At 33.2% G+C, this 16383-nt stretch carries 10 protein-coding genes; 9 read left to right on the top strand and 1 reads right to left on the bottom strand.

Going from position 1 to position 16383, the window contains the following annotated elements; genetic code table 11:
• The first annotated feature begins 39 nt into the window (after positions 1 to 39).
• Positions 40 to 633 (top strand): DNA-3-methyladenine glycosylase, encoded by a 594-nt coding sequence (locus tag DER71_RS06445; RefSeq protein ID WP_114458715.1) that lies wholly within the window; start codon positions 40 to 42, stop codon positions 631 to 633.
• A 461-nt stretch (positions 634 to 1094) separates the two neighbouring features.
• Here DER71_RS06445 and DER71_RS06440 read toward each other — a convergent pair whose 3' ends face one another.
• Complete coding sequence (locus tag DER71_RS06440) at positions 1095 to 2372, bottom strand: YihY family inner membrane protein (RefSeq protein ID WP_114458716.1); 1278 nt, start codon at positions 2370 to 2372, stop codon at positions 1095 to 1097.
• A gap of 517 nt (positions 2373 to 2889) precedes the next feature.
• Between DER71_RS06440 and DER71_RS06435 the strand changes: the two genes are divergently transcribed.
• The 8 genes from DER71_RS06435 (at position 2890) to hemA (ending at position 16374) form a co-directional block, all read left to right on the top strand.
• Positions 2890 to 6333 (top strand): pyruvate carboxylase, encoded by a 3444-nt coding sequence (locus DER71_RS06435; RefSeq protein ID WP_114458717.1) that lies wholly within the window; start codon positions 2890 to 2892, stop codon positions 6331 to 6333.
• Between the two features lie 187 nt (positions 6334 to 6520).
• The gene (locus tag DER71_RS06430; protein WP_114458718.1) at positions 6521 to 7690 is read left to right on the top strand and encodes a TraB/GumN family protein; all 1170 of its coding nucleotides are present in this window, start codon (positions 6521 to 6523) and stop codon (positions 7688 to 7690) included.
• A gap of 12 nt (positions 7691 to 7702) precedes the next feature.
• Entirely contained in the window at positions 7703 to 8278 is a 576-nt protein-coding gene (locus DER71_RS06425) for a TetR/AcrR family transcriptional regulator (protein WP_114474437.1), read from the top strand.
• A 698-nt stretch (positions 8279 to 8976) separates the two neighbouring features.
• Positions 8977 to 10728 (top strand): flavocytochrome c, encoded by a 1752-nt coding sequence (locus tag DER71_RS06420; protein ID WP_114474436.1) that lies wholly within the window; start codon positions 8977 to 8979, stop codon positions 10726 to 10728.
• Between the two features lie 782 nt (positions 10729 to 11510).
• Complete coding sequence (locus tag DER71_RS06415; RefSeq protein WP_114457178.1) at positions 11511 to 13262, top strand: flavocytochrome c; 1752 nt, start codon at positions 11511 to 11513, stop codon at positions 13260 to 13262.
• Positions 13263 to 13472: 210 nt separating this feature from the next.
• The gene (locus DER71_RS11935) at positions 13473 to 13676 is read left to right on the top strand and encodes a hypothetical protein (protein WP_114457179.1); all 204 of its coding nucleotides are present in this window, start codon (positions 13473 to 13475) and stop codon (positions 13674 to 13676) included.
• A gap of 80 nt (positions 13677 to 13756) precedes the next feature.
• A complete protein-coding gene (locus DER71_RS06405; RefSeq protein WP_114457180.1) occupies positions 13757 to 14944 on the top strand; it encodes an FAD-dependent oxidoreductase in 1188 nt (395 codons plus the stop codon).
• A gap of 131 nt (positions 14945 to 15075) precedes the next feature.
• Positions 15076 to 16374: a glutamyl-tRNA reductase gene (hemA, locus tag DER71_RS06400; RefSeq protein WP_158531795.1), complete on the top strand. Its 1299-nt coding sequence runs from the start codon at positions 15076 to 15078 to the stop codon at positions 16372 to 16374.
• Positions 16375 to 16383: the final 9 nt, after the last annotated feature.

Genomic DNA, 16383 nt, shown 5'->3' with positions numbered 1-16383 from the left:
GAAAAGATGGTATTTAATAATTTGCTGGGGGTAATCTTGATGAAGAGGTTAAAACACAACTTTTATCAAAATGATGCTGTTGCAGCAGCCGAAAAGCTTGTAGGAAAACTAATTGTTAGAGAAATAAATGATAAAAAAATAATTGTGAGAATTGTAGAGACAGAGGCTTATGCTGGCCCGGATGATAAGGCATCACATGCATATAACAACAGGAAAACTGAAAGAACAGAAGTGATGTTTAAAAATGGTGGACATGTTTATGTTTTTTTAATTTACGGTATACATCACTGTTTAAATATAGTGACAGGTAAGAGGGGTATTCCTTCTGCAGTATTAATCAGGGCTGTGGAACCAGTGCTGGGTATTGATTTGATTCGAGAAAACAGAGGTGTAAAAAGTAATAAAGAAGAAGATCTGACAAATGGACCGGGAAAGCTGGCCCAGGCTTTAAAAATTGATTTAAGTTTTAACGGATATAATCTTATAACTGGCAGCAAACTGTATATACTTGATAATGAAAGCAATAATTTAAAAATTAAATCATCGGAAAGAATAAATATCGATTATGCAGAAGAATATAAAAATAAAAAATGGCGGTTCTACCTTGCTGACAGCAAATTTTTATCAAAGTAAAACATGGGCAGAACAACATAAAAGCAGAGGAGCAGAAACAACAGCTAAATAATTAAAATAGAGATACTGAGCTTTAATAGAATTATTAATTATATAAAAATATAAGAGAAATAATAGAGAAATAATGCAGAAAATACTTTTTTACTAAGAATAACTCTAACTGGAATAGACTTTCCCCATTTTTTATATACTGCTGCAAAAAGGGGAGATGCAGGAATATTGAAATTTTTAGTCAATGAATCTTAACGAAATGAAGGAAGAAATAGGGTTGAACTGCAGGATGGAGTGAGCTAATCATGAGTCAGGAGGACTCATTGATTAGTGTGCCCTATTTCACACCCGAATTGAGTTTTAGCTAAATCTAAAAATTTCGTTGATGACTAAAGCCCCCTTTTTGCAGCTTGAAAATAAATTTTGGGGAAACTCCTTTAACTGGATATTTGACAAATGAACTGTTATATTTAGAGAATACTTTTTAGTTCGACTTTTTTGAGAGTTTCTTCGACACCATTTTTGTAAATTTGATATATTTTTTTCATTTCTGGTTCTAAAAATATATTTTCTATATTAATATCATAACTGATATATCTTGAGCTGTTAAGCTTATAGAGATTAATCTTATCTATCGGGCCAGAAAGAAAATATCGATCATCCTTTGATTTTACAATATAACCAGTTTTCTGCAGCATTTCTAAGTTTTCTTCTATTATTTCCGGAGAAAAATTTATTTTCTGCATAAATTCCCTCAAGCTCACTCCTACACCTTCTCTGTTATTTTTATAAAAGTTTTTGCTGAGAGTAATAATAATTGCTGCTGGTATAAGGACCTGAAAATCTTCTTTTAAATTTCTATTTTGAGTTAAATAATTGAGATTGGAGCGGTACTGAAAAACATTAGATATTACGGCACCAGTGAGTATTATAAGCCAGACAAGATAAAGCCAGACAAGAAAAAATGGTATCACAGATAAAGATCCATAAATCTGGCGCTGATAACTGTATGCTGTAAAATATTTTGTATATATTTCGTAAAGATTTTTGCTTAGGATAAATAGAATACCACTTACTGTACCTGCAAAAACTGCTGAAGATGCCTCGACCTCTGTGTTTGGTATAATATAGTAGGCGAATATAAAAATGAGGAAGTTTGAACTAAACATTATAAAATTAAAAACCATACTGTTATCTGCTTCCGAATCATTTAACCAAAAGCCTAGATATTTTTCGGAAAAAATAAGGCTGATGCTGAGCAGAAGAGTGAGAATAAAAGTTCCTAGTGTAATAAATGTCCAGAAAGAAATAAATCTCTTAAAAATATCTCTATGCTCTTTGACCATCCAGATTTGATTAAAAGTTATCTCTACTCTGGCCAGCATAAATACAATTAAAAGTATAAGCGAAAAAAAACTTACTGCACCAAGCTGTTCTACATCAGCACTATATATATATTTTTCTAAATAATCAATAACTGACTCACCGGTTCCTGCAGCAAGATTCTCCAGAATAATATTCTGTATTTGTGATGATATTTTATCTATTCTTCCGAAAAAATCAAATAAAGTAAATATGTAAAAAAGAAAAATAAAAAATGGCACGATCGAAAGCAGGGTAATATAGACCATTCCCATTGCTTTTATTAGAATATCATTTTCTTTTAATTTTTGATATACTCTGATTATAAACAATTTCCAGTTTATAGTTAAAATTTCCGAAAAGAAATCCACAATATTTGTAAACATATTAAACCTCCATTAATTTTGTAGAACAGATTATTGTTGATTTACCTATATTTTACACCAAAAATGACTAATATTAAAGGAAGTACAAGTAATAACAGAGGAAATTTAAAAGCGAATATAATTAACTTTAAAACTTCTTTCATGTAAATTTTTGCACCTTTTTTAAAATTGTGCTATAGTAAAATTAATATTTTTAAAATAATAATATTTTTTTATAATTAATTTTTTGTTTTCATATCCAATTTTATTAGTTTATAGAAGTTATACACTAGAAAAACCCTGACAGGCTTGCCCGGATTTATGCCTTTTGAGAGAACGTAAGACCTGACTTAATCTACCATTTGGTATGCTTTGAGTAGGCATTTCTCTATGAGTAAGGAATCCACGTGGGCTTGCCCCATGGAGCATCAAAAGTGAATTATTAATTAAATATATTTTTAAACTTTATAGTTAAGAAACTTTGTAATTAAGAATGCTTTTTTCAGTAATTAATTAAAAACAGGAGGGAGTATTGAGAATGCTGCATAAATTTAGAAAGGTACTTGTTGCAAATAGGGGAGAAATAGCCATCAGAGTTATTAGAGCCTGTAAGGAACTCGGCATCAGGACTGTTGCTGTGTATTCTGAAGAAGATAAAAAAGCACTTTTTAGGACAAAGGCAGACGAATCCTATCTTATTGGAAGAAACAGAGGTCCCATTGATGCCTACCTTAATATCAAAGAAATTATTGATCTGGCTGTAAAAAAAGATGTTGATGCAGTTCATCCAGGCTATGGTTTTCTGGCAGAAAACCCAGAATTTGTAAGAAAATGTCATGAAGCCGGCATAACTTTTATCGGTCCGGATGCTGAAACTATGAAAAAATTGGGAGATAAGATCAAATCAAAGCTGCTGGCAAAAGAGCTTGGTATACCGGTTATTTCCGGCCTAGAAAAATCGATTAAATCTGAAGAGGAAGTAAAAGAATTTGCAGAAAAGGTGAAATATCCAATTATGCTTAAAGCTGCCGCAGGTGGTGGTGGAAGAGGAATGCGAATTGTGAATTCTGATTCCGAATTAATTGATTCTTTTAAATCTGCCAGTCAGGAGGCAAAAAAGGCTTTTGGATCTGAAGAAATTTTTGTAGAAAAATATCTGGAAAATCCCAAACATATAGAAGTACAAATTTTGGCAGATAATTATGGGAATATTGTTCACCTGTATGAACGGGACTGCTCAATTCAGAGGCGGCATCAGAAAATTATTGAATATACTCCGGCCTTTTCTATCAGTCAGGAAAAAAGAGAAGAAATATATAAAGATGCAGTAAAACTGTGTCAGGCCGCTGGATATAAAAATGCAGGTACAGTTGAATTTTTAGTTGATAAAGATAACAACCACTATTTTATAGAAGTAAATCCTAGAATCCAGGTAGAACATACAGTAAGTGAAATGGTTACAGGTATAGATATAGTTCAGTCACAGATTTTAATTGCTCAGGGATATAAGCTCAGCTCTAAGGAGGTTAATATAAAATCACAGGCAGATATAGAAAGGAGGGGTTATTCTATTCAGTGTCGGGTGACGACTGAAGATCCTACCAATAATTTTATTCCTGACTCAGGCCGGCTGGAACACTATAGAACAGGTTCAGGTTTTGGAATCCGCCTTGATGGAGGAAATGGTTATACTGGGGCGGTAATTAACCCCTATTATGACAGCCTGCTTGTTAAAACTATTTCCTGGTCCAGAACATTTGAAGATGCTGTAAGAAAAGCGATAAGATCTGTAGAGGAAATGAAGGTTAAGGGAGTAAAAACAAATGTATCTTTTTTGATAAATGTACTCAATCATCAGGACTTTATAAATGGAAAATGTGATACAGGGTTTATAGAAAATAATCCTGAACTACTTGATATTAATCCAAGTTCAAACAGAGAATATAAGATACTGAAATATCTGGGAGGAAAGATAGTAAATGAAACAAAGGGACACAAACCTAATTTTGATGTACCACATATACCATCTGTAGAAAAGCCAAATAAATTAGAGGGAAGCAGGCAGATACTGCTTGAGTCTGGCCCGGATGGGCTGGTAAAGTGGATTAAAGGTAGTGGCAGACTTCTCCTTACAGATACAACATATAGGGATGCGCATCAGTCTCTAATTGCAACTAGAATGAGAACCATTGATATGGAAAAAATAGCAGAAGCAACCTCAGTACTGGCATCAGATTTATTTTCACTTGAGATGTGGGGTGGAGCAACTTTTGATGTAGCATACAGATTTTTAAAAGAATCCCCCTGGGAAAGGATTGCCAGGCTTAGGGATAAAATACCAAATATACTTTTTCAGATGCTGCTGAGGGGTTCCAATGGGGTTGGCTATAAAAACTATCCAGATAATGTAATAAGAGAACTTGTTAGAGAATCAGCTGCTGCCGGGATCGATGTTTTCCGGATATTTGATTCCTTAAATTGGCTGCCTGGTATGGAAATTGCGGTAGATGAGGTAATTAAAAATGGAAAAATAGCAGAAGTATCTCTCTGCTATACAGGAGATATTCTGGACAAAAACAGAAAAAAATTTAATCTGGACTATTATCTGGATCTGGCCCAAAAAATTGAAGATATGGGTGCACATATACTTGCTGTTAAAGATATGTCAGGACTGCTAAAACCCTATGCTGCATATGAACTAATAAAAGCGCTTAAATCTGAAATATCAATTCCGATACATCTGCACACACATGATACATCCGGTAATGGAACTGCAGCAATACTGATGGCAGCAGAGGCAGGAGTTGATATTGTAGACACTGCATTTAATACTATGGCAGGTCTAACAAGTCAGCCTCCTTTAAACTCAATAGTTGCAGCACTGGAAAATACCGAGAGGGATCCTGAACTTAATAATGATGATATACAGAAGATATCAGATTACTGGGGCAGTGTGAGGCCTGTCTATGAACAGTTTGAATCAGATTTAAAATCAGGAACAGCAGAGATTTACAAATATGAAATACCTGGAGGACAGTATTCAAATTTAAAACCACAGGTAGAAAGCGTCGGTCTGGGTCACAAGTTTAAAGAAGTTAAAGAAATGTTCAGAAAAGTTAACTTTATGCTGGGAGATATACCCAAGGTAACACCTTCTTCCAAAGTGGTGGGAGATCTTGCCATATTTATGGTAAAAAATGATCTTACACCGGAAAATATCTATCAAAAAGCTGCAGATATGGCCTTTCCTGATTCAGTATATGCATACTTTAAAGGCATGCTGGGCCAGCCTCCCGGAGGTTTCCCCGAAAAACTGCAGAAGCTTGTTTTGAAAGGTGAAGAACCTATAACAGTCAGGCCGGGAACGCTGCTGGGTGAATTTGATTTTAAAAAAGCAGAAAAAGAGCTGAAGACTGATTATAACAGAGATTTTGACAGAAAAGATTTGATTAGCTGTGCACTTTACCCAAAGGTTTATCGTGATTATCTAGATTATCTTGATGATTATGGTGATTTGAGCCATATGGGTAGTGATGTATATTTTCATGCACTTGCTGAAGGGGAAAGCAGTGAAATAAAGATTGAAGAAGGTAAAACACTTATTGTTAAACTGCTGGAGATCGGCAAAGTTGATGATGAGGGATACCGCAGGCTGGATTTTGAGGTAAATGGATTTAGAAGAGAAATAAAAGTGCTGGATAGAGCAATTTCATCCCAGAATAAAACAGAAAAAAGAAAAATGGCAGATCCTGATGACAGAATGCAGATTGGCGCAAGCCTTCCCGGTAGTGTTGTAGAAATACTGGTAGAAGAAGGCCAGAAGGTTAAAAAAAATCAGAGCCTTGCCGTGATGGAAGCAATGAAAATGGAGACAAATATAAAAGCTCCGGTGGATGCAAGAGTTAAGCGTATTCATACTGAAGCAGGAGAAGAACTTGAATCAGGTGAACTTATTATAGAACTTGAAAGTTCTGCTGAATAATAAGGAGGATTTCTCGCCATTCTGTCAAGATTTATATACTAAAAATTTCAATATTCCTGCATCTCCTATTTTGTAGCATAATCAAAAATGGAACAACTATTTTATAATAATTTGGAGAAAAAATACACTAATGATATAATAAATACTATCAGATAAAAGAAGTATTATTATAGAAGGGGCTGTTGTAATGAACGATCAGAATATAGTTAGGCTGGAATATGAAGGGAAAGAAATTATATTAATACCTACAGCACATATTTCTAAAAAAAGCGCCGAACAGGTAAAAGAAGTAATAGATGCTGAACAACCTGATAGTGTTTGTGTCGAACTTGACAAACAGCGCTATAACTCCATTAAGGATGAAAACCGCTGGAATGAGATGGATATATTTCAGGTGATTAAGGAGAAAAAATCCCTCCTGCTTTTGGTTAATTTAATAATCAGTTCTTTTCAGAGCCGTATGGCAGAAAAGATGGGGATCAATGCCGGTCAGGAGATGATGCAGGGTATAAAGTCAGCTGAAGAGATTGGAGCTGAACTGGTACTGGCCGATAGAAATATACAGATTACATTTAAGAGAGTATGGCGGGGACTGGGTTTTATAGAAAAGCTCAAGCTGATAATGCAGATAGTTTCTATGATCTTTTTTGATGAAGAAATAACAGAAAAAGAGATGGAGGAGATGAAATCCAGTGATTCGCTAAATATACTGCTTGAGGAGATGGCGTCCTCCTTTCCGGGAATAAAGCATTATCTGCTTGATGAGAGAGATCAGTATCTGGCAAATAAAATAAAAAATGCTCCCGGTGATAAAATTGTGGCTGTTTTAGGGGCTGCACATGTTCCGGGTATACAAAAAGAAATTTATAAAGAACAGGATCTTGATAGGCTGAACAAACTGCCTCCAAAAAAAAATTGGGGAAAAATATTTTCCTGGGGTATACCTCTGCTTATTGGATTTATTATAATCTCTACATTTATTAATAATTTCAGGACCGGGATTGAAGTAACCAAAGCCTGGTTTATCTGGAATGGATCCCTATCCGCTCTTGGTGTGCTGCTGGGGAGAGGTCATATTTTGACTGTATTAACTGCTTTTTTAGTTGCCCCCTTAAGCTCTCTTAATCCAACACTGGCTGCCGGCTGGTTTGCAGGAATTGTTGAGGCATATGTTAGGAAACCTAAGGTGCGTGATTTTCAGGAATTGTCTAAAGGAATAAGTGTTAAAGAAATTTGGGCCAATAAAGTTACAAAAGTTCTGCTTATTGTTGTACTTGCCAACCTGGGCAGTGTAATTGGAACATATATCGGAGGAGCAAGTGTAATAAAAACTTTTTTGGAAAGCTTGAATTTATAAAGGATGATTTAAATGTCAACCAGCAGAGATCTGCAGGCTAAGTTAACAAAAGAAAAAATTTATAAAAATGCTATCAAATTGATTAGAAACAAAGGTTTTGAAAATATATCTGTAAGTGAAATTTGTGATAAATCCGATGTTTCTGTAGGGACTTTTTATTATTATTATAAGACAAAACAGGATATTTTATTCGAAATTTACAAAAAAGCCGATAATTATTTTGAAAATACAGTTTGCGAAAATCTTAAATCAGATAATTATCTTGAAAAGGTGAAGGAATACCTTTTTTATTATATTAAATTTGTCGAAGATGACGGTATTGATATGATAAAACATCTCTATATACCTGACAATAAGCTTTTTGTTAAAGAGGGTAGGGCTATGCAGACAATTTTGGAAGAAATTATAGCAGAAGGACAGCAGAAAAAACAAATATCTGACAGAATGAGTCCTAAAGAAGCTGTCAGATTTTCCTTTGTAGTAATGAGAGGTGTAGTTTTTGACTGGGCACTTAATGACGGCAGCTATAATATTGTGGAATATGCAGAGCCGTTTATAGACAGTGTCTATGATTATCTTTCTGTATAGTTTCTCTGTAAAGTCTTTCCTGAAAGAATTTCTATATATTCTTGCTTGATTTTTGGGAAATTTATCTGAATATTAATTTTTATAGAAAGTAGGATTGGATATATTTTAAACCAAAAAGCAGATGTATTATAAAATTTCATTAGATATATATGGGAAGAGAAGATAAGATTAATAAATATATTTAAACGGCTAAAATACAGTTAAATAATTTTTTGATCTCTAATTAAGAAGCTCTTCGTTTGAACAGAATAACTGCAGAATCTGCTTTATTTAAATGAAGAGTTTTTTGACAGTAGCAGCACATTGTGATATACTGAATATGTTCAATGAATTAATTCAATAACATTAATTTGGAGGTGATCTGCAGAGGTAAAGCAGTGTTGATTTCCGATTTGATTGATAAATAAGGAAGTTTTCGAGTGTTTTTTTATTAGCAAATAAGGCAGTATATTTTTTGTTTATCTTAGTTATATTTTTCACATCTTATAATTTTGTTTAACAAAAGGATTAAAAACTTGATTTATAGGGCAAAAAGGTTAAAAAGATTAAAAATCAGAATTATTAAACTAATTAAAATATCAATCTTATTTAACAGAATAATTAAAAAACGATTTTATTAAGCAGATAAACTAAAGACTAAAATGATTAAAAGCGGTTAAGTTGATCTGATATTTTTAACAGGAAGGAAAAGTAAAATAATGAAAAAATTATCTATTATTTTAATTTCATTAATGCTTGTTTTATCTCTGGCAGGTACTTCTGTTTTTGCAGCAGAGCTAAGCATGGAACCGGGCACTTACAGCGGCAGTGGTGAAGGTATGAATGGTACAATAGAGGTTAGTGTTACTGTTAGTGAAAATGAAATTACTGATATTGAAGTAGTTTTAGAGAATGAAACTGATGGTCTGACAGATGCTGTGTTTGAAAAAATTCCACAGAACATTGTAGCATATCAATCATTAGCTGTAGATGGGGTTTCTGGTGCAACATTTGCCAGTGAAGGTCTGATGGCTGCAGTTGTAAATGCACTGGAAAAAGCAGGTGCAGATATTGATTTTCTAAAAAATAAGGAAATAGAAAAAGAAGCTGCTAAAAAAACAGAAGATAGATCTACTGAGGTGGTTGTTATCGGTGGTGGAAATGCAGGTCTAGCTGCTGCAGTATCCGCGAGTAACAATGGTGCAGAGGTAATTCTGCTAGAAAAAATGCCGATGCTTGGTGGTAATTCAATTAGATCCGGAGGAGCATATAATGCTGTAGATCCAAAAAGACAGAAAAAGCAGGGTATAGAAGATTCTGTGCCGAGACATTTTTACCATACATATACTGGTGGAGATAAAAAAGGTAAGATTAAATTGATTTATACATTAGTTAACAATTCATATAATGGATTAAGGTGGCTGGAAAGTATGGGCATGAAATTTAAAGATGAGGTATTTACTGTGCTTGGTGCACTCTGGCCCAGAAGTCATGCTCCCATTGCACCAGTTGGAACGGGTTATATAAATACTTTGAAAGCTCAGGCAGAGAAAAACGGAGTGGAAATTTTACTTAATACAAAAGCAGAAAAACTTATTAAAGAAGAAGGAAGAGTAGTTGGAGTTAAAGCCAGTACTGAAGACGGTAGTTTTGAACTCAAAGCAAGTAAAGGTGTTGTTCTGGCAGCAGGTGGATTTGCCGCAAATGTAGAAATGAGAAAAAAATATAATCCGGGACTTGACGAAAATACTATGACAACAAATCATCCAGGAGCTACAGGTGATGGAATCATTATGGCCGAAGAAATCGGTGCTGATTTAGTGGGGATGGAATATATCCAGAGTTTGCCGTTAGGTGATCCAGAAACAGGTTCACTTACAGGATGGGCAGGTATGAGTGTTGAAAACTACATTTTTGTTAACAAAGAAGGTAAAAGATTTGTAAGTGAAGCTGAAAGAAGAGATGTAATGACAAATGCACTTATCAATCAAACTGACAGTTTTATGTATGTAGTGTGTGATGCTCACTCCATGCCGGCTGGTTCAAAGAATTCATTTAATGAATCAATTGAAGAACTTGTAGAAAAGGGTAAAACTCTTAAAGCCATGACAATTGAAGGTCTGGCAGAAAAGATGAATGTAGATCCTGATATTTTTGTTGAAACAATCAAGAAGTATAACAAAGCTGTGGAAACTGGAAAAGATGAGTTTGGCAAAACACTGTTTGATAAAAAATTAAACAAAGCACCATTTTATGCAAGCCCAAGAGTACCAACAGCACACCACACAATGGGTGGAGTAAAAATTAATTCTGATACACAGGTAATAGATACAGAAGGAAATATTATTCCTGGTTTATTTGCAGCTGGTGAGGTAACAGGTGGAATACATGGAACAAATAGACTGGGTGGTAATGCACTACCGGATACAATAGTTTTTGGTAGAATTGCTGGAGAAGTGGTTTCTAAGTAAAAAATGATAGCCAAAATTAGAATGTATAACGGCAGAATGAAGTGGAGATAGTAAATGAGCTTTTTAAATATCAAAGCAGAGATATTATTTACTAAAATATTAAAATCTGCTGGGAAAATCTTATACAGATCTCCAGCTGTACGAATATCAAAATAAAATATAGTTACCGAAAGCTGATCATCAATTTAATGGTGGTCAGCTTTTTTGCATAAAAAATTTAGATATATTAAAAAGAAATAATTTAAAAATTTCTAAAAGTAAGTTATTTAGTACTTTTCTATCTGGACTTTCCCCATTTTTTATATACTGCTGCAAAAAGGGGAGATGCAGGAATATTGAAATTTTTAGTCAATGAATCTTAACGAAATGAAGGAAGAAATAGGGTTGAACTGCAGGATGGAGTGAGCTAATCATGAGTCAGTAGGACTCATTGATTAGTGTGCCCTATTTCACACCCGAATTGAGTTTTAGATAAATCTAAAAATTTCGTTGATGACTAAAGCCCCCTTTTTGCAGCTTGAAAATAAATTTTGGGGAAACTCCTATTTTCTATAAATTGACAGGCATTTTATTCTGTGTTATACTTGCTCTGTTTGACAGATGAATTCGTTAATATATAGTTTCAGGAGGTGAAAAAAACAGAAATAATAACTAATTACATACTTGTTCAAAATTAAATAAAAGACCAATTTTTTGTTAAATGTAGTGATATTTTTCACAAAAATATCACAGTAAATAACTAAAATAATTTAAAAGATTTAAAATCAAGGAGGACTATTAAAATGAAGAAAATCGCAGTAATTATAATGTCTCTTATGTTAATCATTGGTGGTATGACTTCAGCAGTGATAGCAGAAGATCTTACTATGGAAGCTGGAATATATAATGGAAAAGCACAGGGAATGAATGGGGAAATTGAAGTAAAAGTTAAAGTAAGTGAAAGCGAAATTGAAAGTATTGAAATTATAAGTGAAGATGAAACTGATGGTATTACAGATTCAGTTTTTGAAGAAATTCCTGCAGAAATCATAGCAAATCAGAGTTTTTCTGTGGATATTATCTCTGGTGCTACTTTTGCCAGTGAAGGTCTCATAGAAGCTGTTAAAAATGCAGTTAAAAAAGCAAAAGGTATAGAAGTAGCTTCTACCGAAAAAACAGAAGAAAGAGAAGAAGCTTTAGAACAGAGTTATGATGTAGTAATTGTAGGTGCTGGTGGTGCAGGTCTGGCCGCTGCAGTAGAAGCCAGAAATGGTGGAGCAGATATTGTACTTTTAGAAAAAATGCCTACAATTGGAGGTAATACAAAAATTTCTGGTGGAGAAATGGCTGCAGCTGAAAACTGGGTACAGAAAGAAAAAGGAATTGAAGACAGTAAAGCAAGACATATTAAAGATACACTTGCTGGTGGAGATTTCAAAAATGATCCCAAACTTGTCACAAAGCTTGCTTATAAAGCAACAGAAGCTGCTGAATGGTTAAGAGATTATGTTAATGTAGTATTTGAAGATCATCTATTCTTATTTGGTGGACATACTGCAAAAAGAAGTCTTATACCTGAAGGTGCTACAGGATATGAACTTATTCAAAAATTTGCGGTAAAAGCTGATGAATTAAATATTCCCATTAAACTTGAAACAAAAGCTGTTGAATTAATAAAAGATGGTAATAGAATAACTGGTGTAAAAGCAGAAAAAAATGGTAAAGAAATAGTTTTTCATGCTAAAAAAGGTGTTATTCTTACAACAGGTGGATTTGGTTCAAATGTTGAAATGAGAAAGCGTTTTAATCCAGAATATGACGAACATTATCTAAGTACTAATGGTGAAGGAATTACAGGTGATGGAATTGTTATGGCTGAAAATGCTGGTGCGGCTCTAGAAGGCATGGAGTATATTCAATCATATCCTATCTGTAATCCAATAACTGGTCAGCTTTCTTATATTGGTGATACACGTTTTGTAAGTACAATACTTGTTAATAAAGAAGGTAATCGCTTTGTTGAAGAATTGGAACGCAGAGATATTGTTTCCAGATCTATTATTGCTCAGACAGGTTCTGCAGCATATCAGATATGGGATCAGAATATAATGAATATTAGTAAAGTAGAAGAAAATCACAAAGCTGAAATGAATTATTTATTAAAAAATAATCTGCTTGTAAAAGTTGATAATATTAAAGAAGGAGCAGAAATTTTCGCTATAAACGCTGAACAGCTCAGTAAAACAGTGGCCCGTTATAATAAATTTGCTGAACAGGGTTATGACGAAGATTTTAATAATAGAGGAGATATGCTGCCAATTGAAAAAGCACCATTTTATATTTTGAAAGCAGTACCTGCTATCCATCATACAATGGGTGGAATTAAGATCAATACTAATGCTCAGGTATTAGATAAAGATGGAAATGTTATTCCTGGCCTATATGCAGCTGGTGAGGTAACTGGTGGAATACATGGTACTAATAGGCTTGGTAGTAATGCAATTACAGATGCAATTGTTTATGGTAGAACTGCCGGTCAGATGATAAGTAAATAAAGTGGATTATTTATAATTATAAATATTAAATAAATAATCGTTTAAATAATTAACACAGGCTGATAACTATTTTATTAGTTATTAGCCTGTTTTTGTCTAAAAAATTAAAAAACTGAGCTTAAGATACAAATATTCTATATAATGCAGAATAAATATTTGACATTATTTTGGAATTTAAACTATAATTAATATAACTATATATTATGATGAATGATATATATCAGCTTTTTCTCTGCAACCTCAAAAAAAGAATATGAGGTTGATATTAATGAAAGTGAAGAAGATTTAAACCGGTTTTTCACCATGGTTTATAATTATATACCTCTACAGCAGAAAACACATGACAATGATGAAGATAATATTAAATTTATTAATGATACAGTAAATTCCTATCTTGAAAGCTTTTTTGATTAAAGATTAAGATAGAGAATAATAATTTCAGGATAAAGAAAAAGCTCATTCTATCTTATAAAAAATTTACAGGGGTGGTTAAAATGACAGATAAGTTAAAAATAGAAGTTTATTCTAAAGGATGGTGTCCATACTGTAAAAAGGCTAAAGCATTTTTAAAATCAAAAAATCTTGATTATATCGAATATAATATCGATAATGAAGAAAAATTTGAAGAAATGAAGACTAGAACTGGCAGAAAAACAGTTCCTCAGATAATAATAAATGGACAGTGCCTAGGTGGATATGATGATCTTATTAAGCTGGAAAAATCTGGTGATCTCGATAATATACTCGGAGTTAAAAGTGAAGATTACAGCCAAAAAAAGTGGGATCTAATAATTATTGGTGCTGGCCCGGCAGGTTTAAATGCAGTTCTTTATGCAGCACGCAAGGGTATTGATCTGCTGCTGATATCCAAAGATATCGGTGGACAGGTTATAGATACCAATGAAATCGATAATTATCTGGGCAAAGCACAGATAAATGGAGATGATTTAATTATGGATTTCTGGGACCATATTCACAATTATGATATTACAGCTGTCATTGGAGAAGAAATACTAAAAATAGAAAGTCAGAATGGTGAACATATTTTAAGAACAGATTCTGAAAAGGAATATATTGCTCGTTCAGTGATAATAGCATCAGGTGCAGAAAAAAGACATCTCGGTATGAAACAGGAGTATGTGCTTAAAGGAAAAGGAGTTCACTACTGCATTAGCTGTGATGGATATCTTTATGCAGGCAAAAGGGCAGCAGTGGTTGGAGGAGGAAATTCAGGACTTGAAGCAGCCCTGGACCTTGCAAAAATGGATGCAGAAGTTATTTTAGTAGAAATTATGGATTATTTAATGGGAGATGAAGTACTTCGGGAGAAAGTTGCCAGTTCAGATAAAATAGATGTTTATACTTCAACCAGTGTTAAAGAAATTATAGGAGAAGATAGTCTTGAGGCAGTTATTCTGGAAAATAAAAATACAGGTGAAGAAAAAAGAATAGAACTTGATGGTCTGTTTATAGAAATTGGTCTTTCTGCAAAAAGTGATTTTGTTCCAGATATAATGGAAAGGAATAAACAGAAGGAAATAATAATAAATGATAAAAACGAGACAAATATTGAAGGATTATTTGCCGCAGGAGATGTAAGCAATATTATAGATAAACAGATAGTAATTTCTGCTGCAGAAGGAGCAAAAGCTGCACTTAGAGTAAACCAGTATTTAAGTTAATTGACTGGTAAAAATAATAAATTGGTAAAATTATAAAATTTATGATATTGTATAGTTAAAACTGAAATGATTGAAAATAAAGTAAAATCTAAAATTTACACTTCAATATTTTAAAAGGTAGGGGATTTTTGGTGCAGCTTTTAGTATTCGGAATTAATCATAAAACAGCTCCTATATCAATTAGAGACCGACTTTCTCAAGAAATATCTAAAATTAAAAAAGAATTAAAACAAGAATTGGATAATAATACTTTTGCAGAATTTTTTATTCTAAATACCTGTAATCGTTTTGAGATTTATCTTTATTCTGAAAAAGAAGCTGAATTCAGAAAATATTTGGAAAAATATATTTTTCGATTGTTCAAAAAAACTTTAAAAGGATATTTTAAATACGCGAGAAATGATTTAAATGATTATCTTTATCATTATCATGATCTGCAGGCAGTTGAACATTTATACCGGGTAGCTTCAGGTCTTGATTCGTTGGTTAAAGGAGAAGATCAGATATTAGCTCAGATTAAAAAACAGTTTCAAGAATATAAAGAAGAAAATTTTACAGATTCCTATTTAAATCAGTTATGTCTAGAAGCCATTAAAGTTGGCAAATTAGTAAGAACTAAGACTAAAATTAATGAACGAGCGGTATCAGTTAGTTATGCAGCTGTAGAGCTGGCTAGAGATATATTTGGGAATCTTGATGGGGAGAAGATTATGATTCTTGGTGCTGGGAAAACAGCAGAGCTTACACTCAAAAACTTACTTAATTATGGTGTAGAAGGAATTCTGGTGGCAAATCGTACTTATGCTAATGGACAAAAACTAGCAGCTGAATATGGGGGAGAAGCTATTCACTGGGAAGAATTTAAAGCTAGAGTGGAAGAAGTTGATATTATAATTGCTTCTACAGCAGCTCCTCATACAGTACTTCATAAAGATGATCTTTTAGATACAGTAGAGAAAAAACATGGACCAATGTTTTTAATTGATATTGCTCTACCAAGAGATATTGATCAAAATGTCGAAGAACTGCCTGGGGTACATTTATATAATATTGACGATTTAAAAAATGTTATTGATAAAAATTTAGATTTAAGAGAAAATGAAGTAGAAAAAGCTGAAGCAATAATAAAAGAAGAAAAATATAATTTTCAGCGCTGGCTGCTTGAGCGGAGCTGTGTTCCACTGATTAAAGAAATGAGAGCTAATGCTTGCTGTATTAAGGAAAAAGAAGTTAAAAGAGCTCTGCATCTGCTGCAAAATTCAGAACTGGAAGCTTCAGAGATTATTCAACAGCTGGGTCATCGCCTTTTAAATAAGCTTTTACATCAACCCACAGTTGGTCTTAAAAAATTAGCGGTAGAAAATGAAAAAACTAAAGAAGTTCAATTAGAGGCTGCAAAAATTATTTTTGCAGTAGGTGGAAAAGATTAATTGTAAATT

The organism is Halanaerobium sp. DL-01 (assembly GCF_003338615.1).
Lineage (GTDB): Bacteria > Bacillota > Halanaerobiia > Halanaerobiales > Halanaerobiaceae > QPJE01.
Note: the sequence above shows the minus strand (reverse complement) of the source record. Positions and strands in the feature narration are given on the sequence as shown.